The 19,735-nt window shown below is 64.1% G+C and carries 13 protein-coding genes; 6 read left to right on the top strand and 7 right to left on the bottom strand.

Annotated elements, in window-relative coordinates; genetic code table 11:
• Window positions 1-24: 24 nt before the first annotated feature.
• The gene (locus tag LK434_RS01350) at window positions 25-726 is read left to right on the top strand and encodes an IS1595 family transposase (protein WP_227917782.1); all 702 of its coding nucleotides are present in this window, start codon (window positions 25-27) and stop codon (window positions 724-726) included.
• On the opposite strand, the gene pglX is transcribed toward LK434_RS01350, so the two are convergent.
• The 4 genes from pglX to LK434_RS01370 form a co-directional block, all read right to left on the bottom strand.
• Complete coding sequence (gene pglX, locus LK434_RS01355) at window positions 689-3,364, bottom strand: BREX-1 system adenine-specific DNA-methyltransferase PglX (RefSeq protein WP_227917783.1); 2,676 nt, start codon at window positions 3,362-3,364, stop codon at window positions 689-691. The genes LK434_RS01350 and pglX overlap by 38 nt on opposite strands.
• A gap of 9 nt (window positions 3,365-3,373) precedes the next feature.
• The gene (gene brxC / locus LK434_RS01360) at window positions 3,374-6,928 is read right to left on the bottom strand and encodes a BREX system P-loop protein BrxC (protein ID WP_006722026.1); all 3,555 of its coding nucleotides are present in this window, start codon (window positions 6,926-6,928) and stop codon (window positions 3,374-3,376) included.
• A gap of 74 nt (window positions 6,929-7,002) precedes the next feature.
• Entirely contained in the window at window positions 7,003-7,605 is a 603-nt protein-coding gene (locus LK434_RS01365) for a DUF1788 domain-containing protein (RefSeq protein ID WP_006722025.1), read from the bottom strand.
• Between the two features lie 11 nt (window positions 7,606-7,616).
• The gene (locus tag LK434_RS01370) at window positions 7,617-8,243 is read right to left on the bottom strand and encodes a DUF1819 family protein (RefSeq protein ID WP_040361884.1); all 627 of its coding nucleotides are present in this window, start codon (window positions 8,241-8,243) and stop codon (window positions 7,617-7,619) included.
• Between the two features lie 454 nt (window positions 8,244-8,697).
• Between LK434_RS01370 and LK434_RS01375 the strand changes: the two genes are divergently transcribed.
• The 5 genes from LK434_RS01375 to LK434_RS01395 all read left to right on the top strand — a co-directional run bounded on the left by LK434_RS01375 (window position 8,698) and on the right by LK434_RS01395 (window position 15,469).
• Window positions 8,698-10,365 carry a formate--tetrahydrofolate ligase gene (locus tag LK434_RS01375; protein WP_006722022.1) on the top strand — a complete coding sequence of 556 codons (1,668 nt, stop codon included), beginning with the start codon at window positions 8,698-8,700 and terminating at the stop codon, window positions 10,363-10,365.
• Between the two features lie 8 nt (window positions 10,366-10,373).
• Window positions 10,374-11,234 carry a bifunctional methylenetetrahydrofolate dehydrogenase/methenyltetrahydrofolate cyclohydrolase FolD gene (gene folD / locus LK434_RS01380; RefSeq protein ID WP_006722021.1) on the top strand — a complete coding sequence of 287 codons (861 nt, stop codon included), beginning with the start codon at window positions 10,374-10,376 and terminating at the stop codon, window positions 11,232-11,234.
• 174 nt (window positions 11,235-11,408) lie between these two features.
• Entirely contained in the window at window positions 11,409-13,061 is a 1,653-nt protein-coding gene (locus LK434_RS01385; protein ID WP_006722020.1) for a C69 family dipeptidase, read from the top strand.
• A gap of 140 nt (window positions 13,062-13,201) precedes the next feature.
• Window positions 13,202-13,660, top strand: a complete 459-nt coding sequence (locus tag LK434_RS01390; protein ID WP_006722019.1) for a hypothetical protein — start codon at window positions 13,202-13,204, stop codon at window positions 13,658-13,660.
• 15 nt (window positions 13,661-13,675) lie between these two features.
• Window positions 13,676-15,469 carry an ABC1 kinase family protein gene (locus tag LK434_RS01395; protein ID WP_006722018.1) on the top strand — a complete coding sequence of 598 codons (1,794 nt, stop codon included), beginning with the start codon at window positions 13,676-13,678 and terminating at the stop codon, window positions 15,467-15,469.
• A 345-nt stretch (window positions 15,470-15,814) separates the two neighbouring features.
• On the opposite strand, the gene LK434_RS01400 is transcribed toward LK434_RS01395, so the two are convergent.
• From LK434_RS01400 to LK434_RS01410, 3 genes are all read right to left on the bottom strand, one after another.
• Entirely contained in the window at window positions 15,815-16,660 is an 846-nt protein-coding gene (locus LK434_RS01400; protein ID WP_006722017.1) for a methyltransferase domain-containing protein, read from the bottom strand.
• 3 nt (window positions 16,661-16,663) lie between these two features.
• Window positions 16,664-17,200, bottom strand: a complete 537-nt coding sequence (locus LK434_RS01405) for a GNAT family N-acetyltransferase (RefSeq protein ID WP_006722016.1) — start codon at window positions 17,198-17,200, stop codon at window positions 16,664-16,666.
• A 340-nt stretch (window positions 17,201-17,540) separates the two neighbouring features.
• The gene (locus LK434_RS01410; RefSeq protein ID WP_006722014.1) at window positions 17,541-19,706 is read right to left on the bottom strand and encodes a class I tRNA ligase family protein; all 2,166 of its coding nucleotides are present in this window, start codon (window positions 19,704-19,706) and stop codon (window positions 17,541-17,543) included.
• Window positions 19,707-19,735: the final 29 nt, after the last annotated feature.

Raw genomic sequence — 19,735 nt, forward strand, 5'->3', positions numbered from 1 at the left:
CCGGAAAGGCTCTAGAATTAGGCCATGAGCAGCAAGAAGGCACCGAAGAACAAGTACGTCAAAAACTCGCACCTCTCGGAGCGCAAGTTCAGGGAGCTGCTGAGGCTCTTCTGCGCCGATGTCACGGCGCTCTCGGCGGCCTCCCTGACGGGCCTCAACCGCAACACGGTCAACCGCTACTACGGCATGCTCCGCGTCCGGATCGCCGAGATTTGCGAGGCCGACAGCCCCTTCGATGGCGAGGTGGAGGCCGACGAGAGCTACTTCGGGGCCAGGCGGGTGAGGGGCGTCCGGGGGCGCGGGGCGCGCGGCAAGACCATCGTCTTCGGGCTGCTCAAGCGCGGCGGCAGGGTCTACACGCGGATCGTGCCGGACGTCACCAGAAGGACGTTGATGCAGGTCATCGAGGGGAAGGTGTCCAAGGACTCGACCATGTACACCGACGGGTTCGCGTCCTACGACGGCCTGGTGGACTGGGGCTACCGCCACCACTACCGCGTGCGCCACCGCGAGAACGAGTTCGTCGAGAGGGGCAACCCGGGAAACCACATCAACGGCATCGAGAGCTTCTGGGGCTACGCCAAGAACAGGCTGGTAAAATACCAGGGGATACCCAAGGAGGACTTCTACCTCCATCTGAAGGAATGCGAGTTCAGGTTCAACATGCGGGGGCGGGACATGTACAAGTTCATGCTTCGAGAGCTCCGCGAGAGGCCCCTAAACTAGGCAAGCCCCATGATTTATCCCCCGGATTCTCAGTAATTTTGGCAGAAACCGGCATGAGGTGGTAAGACAGTCCGGCCTTAGGGTGTGGGGCAGCCTCAGCATCGGAGTTAGGAATAAGGGGGCTGCGCTTGAAATCCCAAGCAGCTTCCCTGTCGTTCCAATCAAGTTGGCTGAGGTCAATGCAATCATACGCAAGAGGCATGACTAACTTAATAGAGGAGTCTTCCTCGATGATAGGGTATTGTGCAATCTGGCCGGGTTGAAAATCAAGGCTTGCAGACATGAAGCGAGCAACGTACATGGATGTTGAGCTATTAAGAAATGCAGTACGCCATATTAAATCAGAGTGATTTCCGAAGGCGCCGGGCCCAGTCATGTCAAACAGGTAGCCAGGTTTTTTGTATCGAACGGCGAGCATGCCACTTGATACGCGGCTCCATGAGGTCATTTCTTGAAAACGAAGGGATTCTTTTACCATTACCGCGCCGCATGAGTTGATGTATCGCCCGCTGTCTTTCCAATCGACAACGTATTCGTCATTGCCCGACCATTTTCTATAGATGCCTCCCTTGTTGTAGGGGGCCCATCGACGTTGTGAAGATCCCTTAGAGAAATCGTCAGGGGTTCCAACTAATTCGTTGCTCGGTTCCCACCAATATCTGAGAAAGCGTTCGTTATTGCAGGTTGCCATTCCAAGATGGGTTGGAGTGTCATTACCAAGAGGCTCGCCGTATTCGAAAACTCGACGCACGGCGTCGCTAGCCCAGTAGGCGATGGGGGAGCCGGGGATGTCGTGGAAGGTCGAGGCATCGGCGCGGTAGAACCAGCCGCAGTCGGGGTTCTGGATGGCCTCGAGCGTCTTTGGCCCCTGAACCGCAGCCCCGACAAAATCGGACAGTCGTACATAGCCGCCCATGTAGCCGTCGACATGTGAGTTGTGGAACGTGAATGTACAGATGGGAACGGTCGCCCCTGAGAAGCCCGAGTACTCGAGCTGGACGAGTGATGTGAGGGTCTTCTCGTCGATCATCACGTTACGCAGTTTCTCGTAGCTGCCGATGAACATCCAGACGAAGGGTGACATGATGCCCGCTTCGCCATGAGTGGCGCAGAGGCTGCCGATGCGGGAGATGAATGCGGCGAACAGATCGCTCTTGAAATCGGGGTAGTTCTTCTTCATCCACTTGCTCATGAACGGGTTGAAGCTGCTCGATCCCATGTAGGGCGGGTTTGCCACGACGACATCGAAGGTGCGGGAGAGGGTCTCGCAGAGCTCTGCCGCCCGCTCGATGCCAGCCTGCGTGTGGGAGACGAACAGGTCGCCTGAGAGGCCCCGCATGAGCTCGCTCTTGAGGGCACCCAGGTCTTCGGGCGAGGGCGCGAGCAGGCTGCCGACCTCGCCCAGGTGCGCCAAGGCCTCGATGAGCTTGGGGCGCTGGCGCAACGCGCTCGCGGGGTCGAGGGCGTCGACGTCGATGTCGACGCCGCCCAGCACGCGGACGTCCGCCTTCACGCCGCGCGTGAAGAACCGGCGGTCGTGCTCGCGGGCGCACATGGCGAGCACCAGGCTCGCGATCTGGGCGGCGCGCTCGTCGATCTCCATGCCGGAGAGGTTCTTCGTGAGGATGAGCCGCGGGACATCGCGCTCGCGGTACCCGCGCTCGGCGTACATCCTGAAAAGCAGCTCGAAGGCGTAGACCAGGATGTGGCCGCTTCCGCACGCCGGATCGCAGAAGGTGATGTCCTCGGGCCCCTCGATGTGGATGAAGTCCTCGTGTCCCGCATCGGGCTCGATGTAGTACGCCATGCCCTCGCGCAGGCGGCTGCCGGGGTTGTTCAGCATCCACAGGCGCCCGAGTGAGTTCTCCACCATGTAGCGCACGATCCAGTCGGGCGTGAACAGCTGCGTGGCGGGTGCCAGGTCCTCCACCGCGGCCTTGCGCTTGGATTTGAAGAAGTCATCCTTGAGCTCGGAGTTGTAGAACTGGTACATCCAGCCCAGGACCTCGACGTCGTCCCACGCCTCCTCGGGAATATCCGCAACCAGGTGGAACAGCACGTCGTGCTCGCCGTGGGCCAGCAGGTTGTCGGGCAGGGTGAGGGCGTCGGCGTCGTCCACGTGGCCGAACACGGTGGGCAGGCAGTCGGCGAGCTCGTTCATCTGCGCCACGAGGATGCGGCGGAAGAGCGCCTCGTCGTCGCCTGCGGTGATGAGGTCGAGCACCTCCGCGAGCTCGAGCCCGGGCAGGTCGAGCTCGCTCGCCATGCGCAGGCACTCGGGTTCAAACGCCCCGCTGCCCGCGGAAAGCATGCGCACGTTGTTGCTCAGGTACCCGTGCAGCTCCATGAAGCGGATGGCGGCGAAGCGGTTGAACCAGCTGTACGCCTGCTGTTCGCAAAACGCGGCGTAGCCCTTGCCGCCGCGTTCCTCGTTCAGGCGCTCGATGCGCTCGAACAGCGCGGCGCGCTGCGTCTTCTCGGAAGGGGTCAGCACGGTGCCGCCAATTACGTCCGCATCGGCGGGGTGGGCGGCGCGCCCGGCGTCGTCCAGCGCGTAGCGCACACAGCGCAAGTGCACGGCGTCGATGAGCTCGATGCGAGCCCAGGGGCAGAACTTCTCGAGTGCCTTGGTGTCCATGGAGTCCTCCTATTTGAGCGAGATGGCGTCGTTGCCGGCGAGCTGTTCGAGCAGGTACGCGCGGGCATTCTCCAAATACGCGTCGATGTCCTCTTTGCTTGATAGGTTGCTTTTGGGCTTGAATGCCAGTGCGCGACGCACCTCTTTGACCCTGCGTTCCGGGCGCCTGGGTGTAGGGTGCTCGGTGGCGACTGTGACACCCTCGCATGCGGGGCCCGGGCGATGAATGCGCTCATGCTCCTCATCGAGCTTTTGGAACAGGCTCGTCTGGTCGGAGCCGAGCCGGGAGGCCAGGGCGTCGAGCTGCGTGAGGGTGTCTGCGCGGCTGATGGCCTCGCGGCGTGCGAGTTCGGTCTGCTCGATCAGGCTGAGGGACACGTCGAGTTCCCGCCCGTGCTCGTGGATGCTCGCAAAGATGTCCTGAGCCTGCGTGCTCACGTCCGCGCGCTTGGACTCGAGCAGCTCGGCGTGCGCGCTTTCGATCGCCTGCATGGCCGGGCCGAGGTCGGTGATCTGCCTATACGGCCGCTCGCTGCCCAGGATGCGCTCGATATCCCCGATCGCCTTGGTCGCCTCCTCGTGGGCGGCAAGGTAACTGCGGTCTTGATCGAGGCGCTTGAGCAGGTTGGAGGCGTTGTCGTAGATGCGCTGCATATCGGGGAAGAACCCGTCGACGTCCTCCAAGTCCTCGCCTGCGTCACGCAGAGCGTTTTCCTCCTTGGCGATGGCGCGCAGCAAATCGCCGGAGTCCCCGCGAATGGCGAGCAGCTCATTGATGAGGGCTGCGGCGTCTGCCACCGTGCCATAGCCCGGGTAGTTGGGATTGCGGTTGTACGCTCCGGTGATGAGGCCGTTTAGACCATTCAGGCGCTCCTGCAGGGCGCTGCGGCAGGCGGCGGCAAGCGGTTCCTCCTCGGTGGGGAGGTCGTGAACGCGGCAGAGCGTCTCGATCGCGCGACGGGCACGGGTCATATCTCCCGCCGAGGCGCGCACGCGCATCTCAACCACAGTGCGCTGCGTCATGCTCAGCTTGCGCAGATAGTCGATCATCTTGGCGTCGTGCGCGTCCACGACCTGCCCGGCGTAGCTTACGCGCGCCTCGCCGGCGGTGATGAGCTCGGCGACCACGGCGGCGATGTCGCGCTCGCGCCATCCATAGGGGGCCGCCTGGTAGCGCTTCTGCAGGTCGTCCATGGACACGCTCACCGCGCGCATGGCCTGGGCGCCAAGGAACGTGCGCACGTCGTCGATGGCGCGCTTGTTGGGCTCGATGCCCTCGAGCGCGGGTGCGGCACCGTTCAGGATCTGCCTGATCTGGGCATCGTCGTCGTAATTGCGGTCGATGTAGCCGAGTTTGGTGTAGACGGCATCCACCAGCTTTGCCGTGCATTGCTCGATGAGCTTCTTGGCGGAGTTGGTGCCCGTGATGGTGACCTGGGACCCGCCGGCGTAGAACTCGCCGCGGCGCACCGCCTCCTCCATGAGCGCCTGCGCCTTGGTCTCGAGTGCGGTGCGCTCCTGCTGCTTGGCGCGGATCACGTCCTGCTGGTTGGCGGGCAGGTTGGCGATGATGGTCGCGCTCGCGAACTGCTGGATGCGCGCCGCCTCCATAAGGCAGCTGTAAAAATCGACCTCGCTGGAGAGCAGCACGATCGCCTCACCGCGGCTCGAGCGCAAGATGAGCTCGTCGCGGCCGGGGGCGTCGTTGCCGTCCATGCGGGCGAGCACGCGCAGGGTGAGGCCGGCCGCGTTGTTCACACGGGTCTCGTCCAGCCATTCCGCCACGGGGAAGTTGTTCTTGCCCACGGTGATCTTGGGCGTCTCGAAAATCTGGCCGAACACAATCTCGGCGGCCTTCTTGGTGAGCTTTGCCGCGTCCACCTGCGTGCGGGCGATCTGGCGCGCGATTTCCTGCTCGTCGTCGGTGAGGAACAGGTAGCACTCGCCGTTGCGCGTGATGTAGTTCTCGCGCTCCAGGCGCTCGAGCGCGGCCTGCACCCGCTCGCGCACCTCGGCGCGGTTGGCGCGCAGGTCGTCTGCCATGAGGGTGGCGATGTTGTCCACGTTGCCCGGCATCTCCTGGCTCACCCATTTGATGAGGAACAGCAGCTTGAGCACGGCGACGTCGTATTCCTCAAGGCCGGCGCCGTCGCGCGCGGCGGCCGCGGCGCGGTCGATCACGCGGCGATGGTAGCCCTCGAGGAAGGACTGCACGGTGTTGTAGAACATCCATAAGGGCGCCAGGGCGTGCTCGTCGCGGTCCTCGAGCGCCTGGGCGACTTCCTGGAAGCCCGAGAGCATGGAGCGCTCGGCGCTCAGGTGCTTGCCCGAGCTGCCCTGGTTGCGCAGGCCGTTGATGACGTCCTGCATGAGCTTGAACTGGTAGTTCACGAACGGGAACGCGTCCGCGAAGCTCTCCGCGCCGTCATAGCCGCCCAGGTCGTTGCGCGCCCCCTTGAAGGTGAACAGGTTTTTGAGCACGGTGGCGTTCTTGCCGTACTCAACGGTAAGCAGGTCGTGCGCGTGCTCGTTCTTGGAGAGAATGCGCCGGCGGATGACCTCGCCCGCGCCGGTGCTCGAAAGCGACAGGCGGGTGTTGAACCGTCCCTGGATCTTGGAGAAGTCCTGCCCCGCCACGGTGGTGATCTCGTCGATGGCCTCTTGGCTCGTCACGACCACCCACACGCGGCCGGCGCACTGCGCGCCCAAGTCCTCGACGATGGTCTGGAGGTTGAGCATGAGGCTCGTGTCGGTGCCGATGTATTGGCCCACCTCGTCCACCATGAACAACAGGCGAAACTCGCCGCCTTCCTGCTCGGCGCGCTCGGTCACGTATTGGTTGATCTGGCGCACGAGCCAATCGATGGTGAATTCGAACTCCTCGGTGTTGTTGAACCAGCGCTCCGCGGCTTCGCGACTCATGGCGCCCGCCTGCTCGAGCGCGTCGATGACGGCGTCGCTGTTGAGGTCGTAGGCGTCGCGCTCGTCGAGCCATTCGGTGCCCGTGATCTTGCGATACGCGGCGCGGAACGCCTCGGTCTTGCCCTTCTGGTCGATGTCGCGTTCCAGTCGCGCGAGCTTGAGATCCTCGCCGTAGAACCCGAGGTGCTCGAAGAACACGCGGGCGAAGATGCGCAGGATGGCGGTCTTGTCCTTGTTGGATGGCCCCTTGGAGTCGATGTTGAACAGGATGGTCTCGGTGGGGACGTCCACGGCGCGTCGCGCCTTGACCTCGATCATGGGGTCTTCGAAGCGCGGCGCGATGATGTCGATGGCCGCGCGCCCGTTTGCCGTCTGCCCCGAGAGCAGGTACGAGAGCATCTTGAGGAAGTGCGATTTACCGGAGCCGAAGAAGCCCGAGATCCATACGCCGATCTTGTCGGTGGGGGCGTCGAGCGCGCGCTCGTAGGCATCGAAGAACGTTGAGAAGTGCCCGCGCAGCTCGTTGGTCACCACGTATTCGGCGAGCTCCTGCTCGATGACCTCCTCGTCGTTCTGCTCGATCTTGATGACGCCGTTGATGTTGCGGTCGATGTCGCGTTCGAACATGTCCTGGATGCGCATGGGGTGTCCTTTCTGGAGAGTGCCTGACCTGACGGAGTGGCGAGGGTTCACAGGGATGATGAGTCTAGAGGGGGTTATAAAATGTTGAACGCTCGGTAGTAGTTGCCGTCGTTTATCGAGCCGAAGAGCCTGAGCGTCTGCCCGTCGTACACGCCCGGGTAGAACAGGACGACGGGGATGTGCGAGAAGATGGGCTGCGCGCACTCGAGAATCTGGTGCGCCCGCGTGATGGGGTAGGCGCGCCCCACGCCCGAGATGAGCAGCACGTCGCGGCCCGGCTGCGGCTCGCCGTACTCCGCCGCGAGGCGCTCGCGCATGTGATCGACGAGCTTTGCCGGCGAGGCGATGGCCTGCAGGCGCGCGAGCAGGGCGTCAGATCCGCGCTTGCGCTCGAAGGCGGGGAGTTTCTCCATGAGCCCGCGCCGCTCGCACAGATCGCAGATCAGCTCCCACAAGTCGACGTGGATGATGCGCACGGGCTCGAGGCGGGCGGGGTCCTCGCTCAAAAGGTCGCGCAGGCGCGCGCGGACCTCCGGCTCGTCGGCGGCGTCGTAGGGAAAGACGTGGAAGGGGACCTCGTTGCCCAGCCCGCGGCAGGCGAGGAACTCTGGGTCGCGGAGTTTGGACCGGATGACCTCGAAGCTCTGGGCGAGGGTGGGGGAGTTTGTTGCGTTCATGCGGGCTCCTCCTATCGCGTGAGGCCGAACGCGGGCAGGATGCCGGCGTCGCCGTTCTCGCGTATGAGGTTTTCCAGGTCGTAGTCGAGCAGAAGCGTGCTCAGCTGCTCCGTCTTGCGGTCGTACATCCCGCATTGCTCAAGGCATTGCGCGAGCACCTGCCGGATCTTGTTGAGGGTGGCGGGGCTCCAGGTGGCGACGCGCTCATCTTGGGCGCGCAGGCCCTCGAGGAACGCGGCGATCTCCGCCTTTCCCAGGCGCATGTCGAGCATGGAGAATTTGCCCGCCACGGCGCAGGTCATGAAGTCCCAAACCAGGCGGTTGTCGCACATGAGGGCGTAGAGGTTCGCCTGCCTGAGCTGCTCGGTGGTGCCGCGCGCGATGAGGTGGGTCAGGCGGTCGCGCCGATCCGGGTCGCTCGAGAGCGCGTCGAGCCTGCGCGCGCAGGCACGCGCGATGGAGCCGACCTCGCGCTCGGTGGGGTATTGGAACAGGTTGTTTTCGAGGATATGCGCGGCGAGGACGCGGGTGTCGAGGAGCGCAGGGTCCTCGAGGCGCAGGCGCGCGACCGTGCGGGTCTCGTCGACGAGCCACTGCTCGCGCGTGATGGAGCCGCGGTAGGTGATGGGGGCACTCATGGGCGGCCCCCGCTCGTGCATGCCGCGCCGCGGGCGCGAAGGGTCTTGCCTGCGGGAGGCGTGCCGCCCGCCGCCGTGCTAGTTAGGCGTGCTGGGGGGGGGTTCTCAGAAACGAGGTATCAAACGTTCGCATGATGATGGTCACGCTGCGCACCCCAATCGTTGGTCGTCGGCATACATGGGTATCAGTGTAGCCCAAACGGCATTCGCATCGGCCCCACTGCTCGGAGCAAGAGGCTAACGGTTCGTCCGGACAAAATATCGACCTTCATCCCCGATGCCCTCCATGCGGATGACAAATATTGCACCCGTCCCCAGATTAACCATGGCAAGAACGGGGACGGGTGCAATATTTGTCATGCGAACAATTGGTTGACGGTTTGCAGGCTGCGGCGGGGCCTTCTGCGCACGTGCTATTCTGGATTGGTTATTCCTCAACACGAAGGGACTCGCTATGTTGACCGATATCGAGATCGCGCATTCCGTCGAGCCGTGGCCGATCCAGCAGGTGGCCGAGGCCGCCGGCGTGGATGCCAAGCACCTGATCCCCTACGGTTTCGACAAGGCGAAGGTCGACTACTCGCTGCTCAATGAGCCTTCCGATCACGAGGCCAAACTCGTCCTCGTCACCGCAATCAACCCCACGCCTGCCGGCGAGGGCAAGACTACGACCACCATCGGCCTCGCCGACGCGCTTCGCCGTCGCGGCGTGAAGAGCGCCGTCGCCCTGCGCGAGCCCTCGCTCGGTCCGGTGTTTGGCGTCAAGGGTGGCGCCGCGGGCGGCGGGTATGCACAGGTCATCCCGATGGAAGACATCAACCTGCACTTCACCGGCGATTTCCACGCCATCGGCGCCGCCAACAACCTGCTCGCGGCAATGCTGGACAACCACATCCAGCAGGGCAACGCGTTGGGCATCGACGTCAAGCGCATCACGTGGAAGCGCGCGGTCGACATGAACGACCGCCAGCTCCGTCACGTGATCGACGGCATCGGCGGCAAGGCCCAGGGCGTTCCGCGCGAGGACGGCTTCGACATCACCGTCGCCTCCGAGGTCATGGCCATCCTTTGCCTGTCCACCTCCATCTCCGACCTCAAGCAGCGCCTGGGTGAGATCGTGGTCGGGTACACCTACGCCGGCGAGCCGGTGCGCGCCCGCCAGCTCAAGGCCCAGGGTGCCATGGCCGCGCTGCTCAAGGACGCTCTCAAGCCCAACCTGGTGCAGACGCTCGAGCACACGCCCGCCTTCGTCCACGGAGGCCCGTTCGCGAACATCGCCCACGGGTGCAATTCCGTCATGGCGACCCGCATGGCCATGCGTTTTGGCGATGTGGCCATTACCGAGGCGGGCTTTGGCGCCGACCTGGGTGCGGAGAAGTTCCTCGATATCAAGTGCCGCATGACGGGCATCCGTCCGAGCGCCGTCGTGGTCGTCGCTACCGCACGCGCGCTCAAGTACAACGGAGGCGTCACAAAGGCCGATCTCAACGAGGAGAACCTCGAGGCGCTCAAGGCCGGCATGCCCAACCTGCTCCGTCATGTGGATAACATCCAGAGCGTCTACGGCCTGCCCTGCGTGGTCGCCATCAATCGCTTCCCCTCCGACACCCAGGCGGAGCTCGACCTGATCGCCTCCGAGTGCGAGAAGCTCGGCGTGAACGTCCGTTTGTCCGAGGTATGGGCCAAGGGCGGCGAGGGCGCGCTCGAGCTGGCCGACGAGGTCATGCGCCTGGTCGAGGAGCCGAGCGACCTGCGTTTTGCGTACGAGGACGGCGCGGATATCGCCGATGCCCTGGAGGCGGTTGCGACCAAGGTGTACCGTGCCGATGGCGTCGATTTCACTCCGGCCGCCAAGCGTCAGCTGGCCGAGCTGCGCGCCAACGGCTTTGGCAATCTGCCCGTCTGCGTGGCGAAGACCCAGTACTCCTTCACGGATCAGGACAAGCTGCTCGGTGCGCCCGAGGGGTTCCGCATCACCGTCCGCGAACTCAAGGTGAGCGCCGGCGCGCATTTCGTGGTCGCGCTCACGGGCAACGTGCTCACCATGCCGGGGCTTCCCAAGGTGCCCGCAGCCGAGAATATCGATGTGGATGACGACGGCGTCATCACCGGCCTCTTCTAAGGATCTCTATGGCATTGCGTATCGATGGAAAACGTCTGGCCGCCGATGTGCGTGCTCGCGCCGCGGCGGAGGTTGCGGAGCTTGCCGCCCGGGGGATTCCCTGCGGGCTCGCCGTGGTGTTGGTGGGAGACGACCAGGGCTCCGCAACCTACGTCCGCGCCAAGTTGCGCGACTGCGAGCAGTGCGGCATACCGTCGCGCGACTTCAAGCTTCCCGAGCAGACGACGCAAGACGAGCTCATGGAGCTCGTGCGCACGCTGAATGACGACCCGGGCATCGCCGGCATCCTCGTCCAGATGCCCTTGCCGCGCCACCTGGACGCGGAGGCGGTCGTCGCCGCGATCGACCCCACCAAGGACGTCGACGGTTTCCACCCCGAGAACCTCGGCAGGCTCGTTCGCGGCCTGCCGGGCCTGCGGCCCTGCACCCCCGCGGGCATCATGGAGATGCTCGACGCGTACGGCATCGACGTCTCGGGGAAGAACGCCGTCATCGTGGGACGGTCCTCCATCGTTGGCAAGCCCATGTCCCTCATGCTGCTCGCCCAAAACGCGACGATCTCCGTGGCGCACTCGCACACCGATCCGCGAGAGCTCGCCCGCATCTGCCAGAGCGCGGACATTCTCGTAGCCGCTTGCGGCATCCCCAAGATGATCAAGGGTCCGTGGATCAAGCCCGGCGCCGCGGTCATCGACGTCGGAATGGATCGCGATGAGGACGGCAAGCTGTGCGGCGATGTCGATTTCGACTCGGCGGAGCTCGTCGCCGGCGCCATCACGCCCGTTCCCGGCGGCGTCGGGCCCATGACGCGCGCGATGCTCATGAGCAACGTCGTCATGGCGGCAAAAATGCAGCATGGGCTGATGTAGCGGTCCCCGGGCGATCCCGGCGGCGGGCGTTCGAGTAGTCGGCAACCGCTCTTTGCCCCAGCCGCTCGCCGCGGCTTGCTCGCGACCGCGCGCCGCGCCGGTTCGCCTCGCGTCTTGAGTCCGCTCGGCTGGGTACACTGCCCTTAATGGATATTCGTCTTCAAAGGAGGATGCATGGCCTGCACGACGATATTGGTGGGAAAGAACGCGAGCTACGACGGGTCGACGATCGTGGCGCGCAACGAGGACTCGCCGAACGGTCAATTCGAGCCGAAGAAGATGCAGGTGGTGCATCCCGAGGATCAGCCGAAGACCTACACGAGCGTGTTGTCGCACGTGACGTTCGAGTTGCCCGACAACCCCATGCGCTATTCGAGCGTTCCCGATGCCCTGTCCGGTCATGGCATCTGGGCTGCCGCCGGCTTCAACACGGCGAACGTGGGCATGAGCGCGACGGAGACCATCACGAGCAACGAGCGCGTGCTCGGTGCCGACCCGCTTGTGGAGTACGTTCCCGCCAAGGGCGTCGAGGGCGAGGAGGGCTACGTCCCTGCCATTCCCGGCGGCCTGGGCGAGGAGGACTTCGTGACGGTGGTCCTGCCGTACGTGCGCACCGCGCGCGAGGGCGTGCAGCGCCTTGGCGCCCTGCTCGAGCAGTACGGCACCTACGAGATGAACGGCATCGCGTTCTCCGACGAGGACGAGATCTGGTGGCTCGAGACCATCGGCGGCCACCATTGGATCGCCAAGCGCGTGCCCGACGATGCCTACGTGACCATGCCCAACCAGCTCGGTATCGACTATTTCGACCTGCTGGATGCCGAGGGCGAGCAGGTCGAGCACATGGCGAGTCCCGATTTGCGCCAGTGGATGGCCGAGAACCACCTGAACCTCACCAACACGAGCCGTCTCGAGCCCGAGGACATCTTGGACGAGGAGTTCTTCGACGACGACCTCGACGATATGGATGAGGAGGAGGCCGATGCGTACGAGGAGTACATGGCCGACCTCATGGATCTCATCGCGGACGTGCGCGAGGGCATGCTCTCGGGTGAGATCTTCAACCCGCGCGAGGCCTTTGGCTCCCATTCCGACTCCGACCACGTGTACAACACGCCGCGCGCGTGGTATATGCAGCGCTGCCTCAACCCGCATGACGGCTGGGACGGGGAGGACGCCGCATTCGGCCCGGAGGATGACGATATCCCGTGGAGCCGTGTACCCGAGCGCAAGGTGACCATCGAGGACGTCAAATACGTGCTCTCCGCCCACTATCAGGGAACGGCATTCGATTGCTACGGCTCCAAGGGCACCGCGGCCAGCCGCAACGCCTATCGACCCATCGGCATCAACCGCAACAGCCAGCTCGCGGTGCTGCAGATTCGCCCGTACGTGCCCGAGCCCCTGCGCTGCATCCAGTGGATGGCGTTCGGCTCCAATGTGTTCAATGCGCTTGTGGGGCTCTACGCCAACGTCGATGCGTTCCCCGAGTACCTCTCCAACACCACCGACCGCGTGACCACCGAGAACTTCTATTGGGCCAACCGCGTCATCGCGGCACTTGCCGACGCGCGCTTCCATGAGACGGGCGCCAAGGTCGAGTCCTATCAGGAGAAGATCGGCGCGCTCGGCCATAAGATGTTGCGCGAAACGGATCGAGCGGTCGCGGGCCTTGCCGAGGCGGATATCCCCGCGGCGCTTGCCAAGGCCAACGACGACCTGTGTGCCGAGCTCAAGGACCAGACGGAAAAGCTGCTCGCAAGCGTGCTCTACACCACGAGCTGCGCCATGAGGAACGGCTTTGCCATGTCCGACAACGAGCGGTAGTCGTTGCCGGACGAACGAGGGGCTTACGGCGCGGGCGACTGCTGCCATTTTGCTGCGCCGCGCGCCGCTTGCACCCACGCGGGTACAAGGGGTTCATCGAGGGGCGCCCACGGCGCCGCATAAGAACAAGGAGGGTCAGCATGACCACAAAATTCGAAGAGCTCGTCAACGGCATGGTGAATGTCAGCTTTGGCGCCGCGGCGATGACGGCGGAGCGCGGCAAGGAGATCCTGGACGGCCTGAATGCCCGCGGTGAAGAGGTCCTGCGCGACCTCAACGCTCGCGGCGAGCAGGTTCGCCACGACCGTCAGACTCCTGATTTCGCGCGTTCCATGTCCGATATCTTCGAGCAGGCCGGGGGAACGTTCTCCGAGGTGACCGAGCGCTTGAGCGAGCAGGGTGCCACGGCCGCCGAGCGCGTGCTCGATGAGCTCATCCTGGCGCGCGTGCGCCTGCTCACCAAGACGGAGCGCGTCAACTTCATGGCCCATGTTCGCGATCTGGTCGATTCCGTCGACGATGACACGGTGACCGTCGAGGTTGAGGATGCGGTCGTGGTGGATGCGGAGCCCACCACCGATGAGGCTCAGGGCGAGTAGGGACGAACGGCACGCATGACGAACGAAACGGAGCAGGAACGGGTATCGCGCGGAACCACCGCGTCCAAGGCGGCATCACGGCCCTTGAGCCCTGAGGACACGGTGAACCTGGAGGGCGTCGAAGAGGCCCTGCGCACGTCGTGGCGCGCCCCGCGAGCCGTCGACCTGTTCCCTGAGGAGCCTGAGGCCATGGCGCCCTCCGAGGAATTCAAGCTGTCCTCGGAGGGGCGCCGCAAGCGCATAGGGGAGATCTTCAATATCGCGCGGAGGTACGAGGCGTGGCACAATATCACGCCCCGGCGCTTGCGTTGCATGCTCGAGGATCTCGGTCCCATGTTCGTCAAGATGGGCCAGATCCTGGCGAATCGTTCGGAGATTTTGCCGCAGGAGTATTGCGATGAGCTGCGACGCCTGCGCTCCGATGTCGAACCGGTTCCGTTTGCCGTGGTGAACGAGTGCCTGGTCGCCGAGTATGGCAGGCCGCTCAACGAGATCTTCTCCCATATCGACCGCAAGCCCCTGGGCAGCGCCTCGCTCGCCCAGGTGCATCGCGCCACGCTCGTGACCGGCGAGGACGTCGCCATCAAGGTGCAGCGCCCCGGAGCCCAGCAGGTTATGGCGCAGGACATCGACATCATGCGCTCGATCGTGCGCCATGCATCGCGCTTTGTCAAAACCGATCAGTTCATCGACCTCAAGGGCGTGGTGGAGGAGCTGTGGCAATCGTTTCGCGAGGAGACGAACTTCCTCATGGAGGCGCGCAACCTCGACGACTTCCACCGGTTCCACGAGGGTTCCTCGTCCATCTCGTGCCCGCGGTCGTATTTGCCGTATTGCACCGAGCACATCGTGGTCATGGACTACGTCGACGGCATTTCCATCGCCGATCCCGAGGCCCTCGAAGAAGCGGGGTACAACCTTAAGAAGGTCGGCGCCGCCATCGTGGACGACTACGCCACGCAGGTTCTCGACGACGGCTTTTTCCATGCCGACCCTCATGCGGGCAATATCATCGTCAAGGACGGAGTGGTGTACTTCATCGACCTCGGCATGGTGGGGCGCATGTCCAGCCACGACCGCGGCATCGTGAAGGACATGGTGTACGCCGTCGCATCGGGTGATGTCCCCAAGCTCAAGGACTCCCTCATGCGCTTCGCCGTGACGCGCGGCGACTCGTCCGAGCTCGATCACTCGACGTTCCTCACCGACCTCGACTTCATCATCGCGGATTTCGCCTGCCTCGACTTGGGCGACTTGGACATCGGCGAGTTCCTCACCTCGCTCATCAACTTGGCGCGTAAAAACGATGTCGAGCTGCCGAGCGTGGTGACTATGTTCGCGCGCGGCATGGTAACGCTCGAGGGCCTGCTCACCGAGTACATGCCCGATGTGAACATGATCGAGATCATCACCGACCACATCAAGCATGAGAAGAGCTCATATCAACGGGCGCGCGAGGCGTCCAAGGAGCTTGCCGGCGCGTCATATCGTGCGCTCAAGGGGCATTTGGAAATGGCAGAGCAGCTGGGCCTGGCGTCGCGGATGCTCACGCGCGGGCAGCTCAAGATGAATATGCAGGTGCTCGGCAGCGAGCAGGTCCTGCGCCATGTGGGCGGCATCGTGGACCGTCTGTCCATGTCGATCGTCATCGCCGGCCTGTTCATCGGTTCCTCGGTGGTGTATTACGCCAAGATCGAGCCGGTCATCTTTGGCATCCCGGTTATCGGGTTCTTGGGGTATGCGAGCGCCCTGTTCCTGGCGCTTGGGCTGGGACGTGAGATTTGGCGCAACGGGCACGGGAAGAAGTGATACGCGGGGCTGTAGCTCGCCCGATCCGGGTGTGAGGTCCGGCGCTCGGACAGTCCTGCTCGCACGAAGAGCCCGCGTCTTCGACCCAACAAATGGGTGCGGTGCATGGAGCTTGCGGTGGGTCTCACATCCGGTTCGGCCGTCCGAGATGGCGGGTATAAAGGCCCATGCGAGTTCCGCATGAGCCGAAGGCCCCAGTGGGGCCTTCGTGCGAGCAGGACTGCCCGAGCAGGGGTCTTTATACCCGCCCTCTCGGACTGCGGTAACCGGGTTGACGAAGGGGTGCTTGGGTGGCTGAGCGCCTTTCATGTCCCTTGCGGTTGCGTTGTTGAAGGCGCTGCAGGGCTACTGCTTTAGTGGACGTGCGGTGAGGATCTCGGCGTCTACGGTTATGTGGGTGAGGACATCGAGGTCGAGAGAGTGGGCGTCCATGCCAAAGGTCACGGGACTCATACGGGCGAGGTCGCGTGCGAGTTCACGCGTGACGGCGCTTGTTTGAGTCGTTCGCGTGCGTCCGGCGAGGTCCATGTGACGCGTGAGATGCTCGGCGACGCCGTGGTCCTGCACGTCGACGTGAGAGAGGTTGCACCCGGCGAGTTGACGGAGCTCATGCATGTGACCAGGCGCGGGAACGACCTTTACCAGTGCGCCGTTCGGCTTGAGAACGCGCTGGAACTCGGCGTAATTTGCGGGCGTGAAGACGTTCAGGATGACGTCCACGGAATGGTCTTGCATCGGCATGTTCGCCAAGTCTGCCACAAGCCAGCGCTCGGCACCGCCACCGCGGGCGGCGCAACGGACGGCGTCCTTGGCGATGTCGATGCCGATGCACGTGCCGCCCAGCCTCGAAGCGACGGCTTTGAGGTGGGAGCCCTCTCCGCACCCCGCATCGATGATAACGTGGTTCTCTGACAGGTTGAGATCCTCAAGTGCGTGGATGAGCGCCTCGTTCAGGGCGCGGTAGTACCCGGCCTCCATGACGCGCTGGCGACTCGCGAAGAACGCCTCGTCGTATCCCTTGAGAGCTCCTTGCTGGGGGATGAGGTTGAGAAAGCCCTTAGACGAGATCGCGAAGTCGTGGCCGCGCGTGCAGCGCACGGAGCACGCCGTTGCATGCAGGGGTTCACCGCAAAGCGGGCAGCGCAGCAGACGGGCGATGTCCAGGTGTTTTTGAATGCCGGGGCGCGCCATGGTCTACAGCAGCTTCTCGAACGCGACGCGCAGCGGGTCCGCCTCTCCCTCGTAGGGGAGCGCGATGACGCCGCAGCGCTGGTAGCCGAGCTTCTGCGCAAGCCCCTGCAGCGGAAGGTTGCGCTCGTGCGTGTCGATGCGCATGCTCTTGGCGCCGTGCTCGCGCGCGATACGCTCGCACTCCTCGAACATGAAGGACATGACGCCCTGATGCGCCGCGGCTTTGCTCACCGCGCAGCGATGAATCACACCGTACGTCGGGGAGCTCGATGAGGAATCGGTGAGCCATGCGCCGTCGATCGCGTCGTAGGTCTCATCGCCGGTAAAGGAAAGCGCCAATGTGCCCACGAGGGCTCCATCGGCAGACTCGGCAACGTAGGCCGCACCGTGCTCGATGTCCTCCGTGATGTCGATGCGGTTGGGGTATTCCCCCTGCCATTGCGGGATGTCGAGCTCCGCAAGCGCGGCCTTGCCGTCGGTCAGGCATGTCTCGGCGGCAGCGACGTCCGCTTTTGTTGTGGGGCGAACAACCAGCTTCATACGATGCTCCCATTTCTGTCGCGATCTACATGCTGTAAACGCGTATACTCTCTTGTAGTACGCGAAGTGTGCCCATCGCCCTCATCCAAAAGGAAGGGGGTGGTCGTAGTGTCTGAAGCGATTGTACTTCTCGCGATCGTTACCATCCTGGTGATTGTCGCTAAAGCCTCATTGTCTTCTTGCATAAAAAGACTCCGGGCCGCCCTGCCAGACGACCCGGAGTCTGAGTGCGAGACGCTTAGCGTTTCCACCGGCCCCTGTTGTTAGCGTTAAAGAGGGTGAGCCTCGCGTACTGTCACCACATCATAGCACATCGCCGTTCATGCCATTGGGCGGTCTGTTAGAACTGCGACGGGTGCTTATCGAAGAAGTCGAAGCGCGGCGGCAGTGCCTTGACGGCATGTTCGCCCGGCTGCTCGCCCAGCTCGACCACGAGCTCGTCGTTCGTCTTGAAGATGTTGTCCCAGCTAAAGAACACCTCGGGCGTGATGGCAAAGTGCTCGCAGATCTTCTCGCAGCCCGTCGGCACGATGCCGTGCATGAGGACGGTGGCCGCGCGCAGCTGGTGGAACGCGTCGACAAGCGCCTGCGTCATGGCTGCGTCTGCCTCGGCGCCCTCGGCGTTCTTGGCGGCCTTGGAGGCGTCGCTCCAGCGCTTGTTGGCGGCGCGCAGGAACTCGTCGCAAACGCCGAGGGCGTGGTGCAGCTCAAAGGTGTGCATGGCCTGCTCGAACGCGATGATGGCCTGCTCAGTTTCGGCAACGACGGCCTCGCTCGGGGCACCGGTGGGAATGCGGCCGGTGCGGTAAGCGGCCTCGTCGCCCTCCTTGACGGCCACGCCGTAGAAGCACGAGCGCGCCAGGCGGTTGAACACGCCGGTGAGCAGCGCACCCTCCTTGAGGGCAGGGTCGATCACGCGCTTATCGTTGCGGGCGAGGACGGGATTGCCGTCCTTGTCCTTGCCGGTCACGCGCGTGTCGAACGCCTTGGGCGAGAAGCTCACCGGCTTTTCGCCCAAACCGAGCGACAGCCAGTGGGCGCGTAGCTGCTCGGGCGTGTAGTGCTCGAGCATCTCGTGCGCGAGCGGCGGCGGCGTCTGGGAGCTGGAGCTCGCCTTTTTGCCCATGTAGAGGATGTGGTAGTTGGCCGCCACGCAGGACTGCTGCATGTTCCAGTCGAGCGCCTCCCACATGCCGGTCTGCGCGATGCAGTAGAAGTAGATGTTGTCCTGACCGATGAACTGGTAGACGCGGGCGTCCTCGCTCGCCCACCAGTCGCGCCAGTCGAGGCTCGCATGCGTGTAGGCGGGCTCATCCATGATCATGGCCGGGGCGTCGCCCGTGAGCTCGGCATCCTCGACGGCAGTCGGGGCGAGTTCGGAGGGGTCCGCGCCCTCGTTCTCGAGCTTGGCGGCGTCGCGCGCGAGCACGGCGCGGGTGAAGCTGATGGGCGCCCACAGGCTCTCCGGCCACACCCAAGCCGTGAGGTCGCGGCAGCCCTCGACCTCGGGCAGCGGCACGCCCCATTCGACGTTGCCGGAAATGCGGAACGGCACGAGCGCCTTGCCGGAGCGGAAGCGCACGCCGGCGCGGTTGAGGACCTCATGCGCCTCGTCGCGCTCACGCCAAGTGGGGAAGACCACCGTGAAGGAGCCTTTGTTGCCCTCGGCCTCGATGACCTCATGGGTGGGGAGCTCGGAGCGCACCGCCTCGAACTCATCGCGGAACTTGACCTGGATGAACAGACGCGGGGCGTCGAGCCATTCCTGCATGGTCTTGGAGACCACGGAGCGGACCGTGGGGTCGGTGGCGAGGCGTTCGGTGTGCTCGCGCATGAACTCCGTGTAGGAGGGCAGGTCGAAGTACAGGTTGTCGACGGGCACGAGCTCGGGGGTCTCGCCCGTGAGCGCGCTCTTGGGGGCGATGAGCTCCTCGGGCTCGAACTGGTGACCGAGGTCGCACTCGTCGGCGTAGGCCTTCTCGGACTTGCAGCCTTGGATGGGGCAGCGGCCGAGCACCTGGCGGCCGTTCAGGAACTGGCCGGCGGCCGGGTCAAAGAACTGTTTGGTGGTGAGCTTGGTGAGCTTGCCCTGCTCGTGGAGGCGCTCGACGATCTCGGCGGTCACGCGCTCATGGATGTGCACGGCGGGCTCCAGGGCGCTGCCGGCGTACAGGTCGCAGGACACGCCGAAGCTCGCCAGGTCGGTCTCCTGGCTGTCGTGGTTCTCGCGGACGTAATCGGAGATGTGCTTGTCATAGCCGTCCGTCTCGCGGCGCTTGCGGAAGCCCTCCATGATGGGGGAGCCGTAGCAGTCCGTGCCCGAGACGAAGATCACGTTCTCGCGGCCCAGGCGGTCGCGCAGGAAGCGGGCGTAGAAGTCCGCAGGCACGAACACGCCGCCGACGTGGCCGAAGTGCAGGCCCTTGTTGCCGTAGGGCATGCCTGCGGTGACGACGGCGCGGCGGGGCCAAGAGGGGCGGTCGGCGCGGGTGAGCTGTGCTGTCATAGCTATCCTTCTTTCGGCTGCGATCCCAG

The organism is Collinsella stercoris DSM 13279 (assembly GCF_020735465.1).
Taxonomy (GTDB): domain Bacteria; phylum Actinomycetota; class Coriobacteriia; order Coriobacteriales; family Coriobacteriaceae; genus Collinsella; species Collinsella stercoris.

Bases quoted from the DNA above. Each gene is read 5' to 3' on its own strand.
- LK434_RS01395 (WP_006722018.1), top strand. From the start codon at position 13,676: ATGACGAACGAAACGGAGCAGGAACGGGTATCGCGCGGAACCACCGCG.
- LK434_RS01375 (WP_006722022.1), top strand. From the start codon at position 8,698: ATGTTGACCGATATCGAGATCGCGCATTCCGTCGAGCCGTGGCCGATC.
- LK434_RS01370 (WP_040361884.1), bottom strand. From the start codon at position 8,243: ATGAGTGCCCCCATCACCTACCGCGGCTCCATCACGCGCGAGCAGTGG.
- LK434_RS01365 (WP_006722025.1), bottom strand. From the start codon at position 7,605: ATGAACGCAACAAACTCCCCCACCCTCGCCCAGAGCTTCGAGGTCATC.
- LK434_RS01400 (WP_006722017.1), bottom strand. From the start codon at position 16,660: ATGGCGCGCCCCGGCATTCAAAAACACCTGGACATCGCCCGTCTGCTG.
- LK434_RS01390 (WP_006722019.1), top strand. From the start codon at position 13,202: ATGACCACAAAATTCGAAGAGCTCGTCAACGGCATGGTGAATGTCAGC.
- LK434_RS01405 (WP_006722016.1), bottom strand. From the start codon at position 17,200: ATGAAGCTGGTTGTTCGCCCCACAACAAAAGCGGACGTCGCTGCCGCC.
- pglX (WP_227917783.1), bottom strand. From the start codon at position 3,364: ATGGACACCAAGGCACTCGAGAAGTTCTGCCCCTGGGCTCGCATCGAG.
- folD (WP_006722021.1), top strand. From the start codon at position 10,374: ATGGCATTGCGTATCGATGGAAAACGTCTGGCCGCCGATGTGCGTGCT.
- LK434_RS01350 (WP_227917782.1), top strand. From the start codon at position 25: ATGAGCAGCAAGAAGGCACCGAAGAACAAGTACGTCAAAAACTCGCAC.
- brxC (WP_006722026.1), bottom strand. From the start codon at position 6,928: ATGCGCATCCAGGACATGTTCGAACGCGACATCGACCGCAACATCAAC.
- LK434_RS01410 (WP_006722014.1), bottom strand. From the start codon at position 19,706: ATGACAGCACAGCTCACCCGCGCCGACCGCCCCTCTTGGCCCCGCCGC.
- LK434_RS01385 (WP_006722020.1), top strand. From the start codon at position 11,409: ATGGCCTGCACGACGATATTGGTGGGAAAGAACGCGAGCTACGACGGG.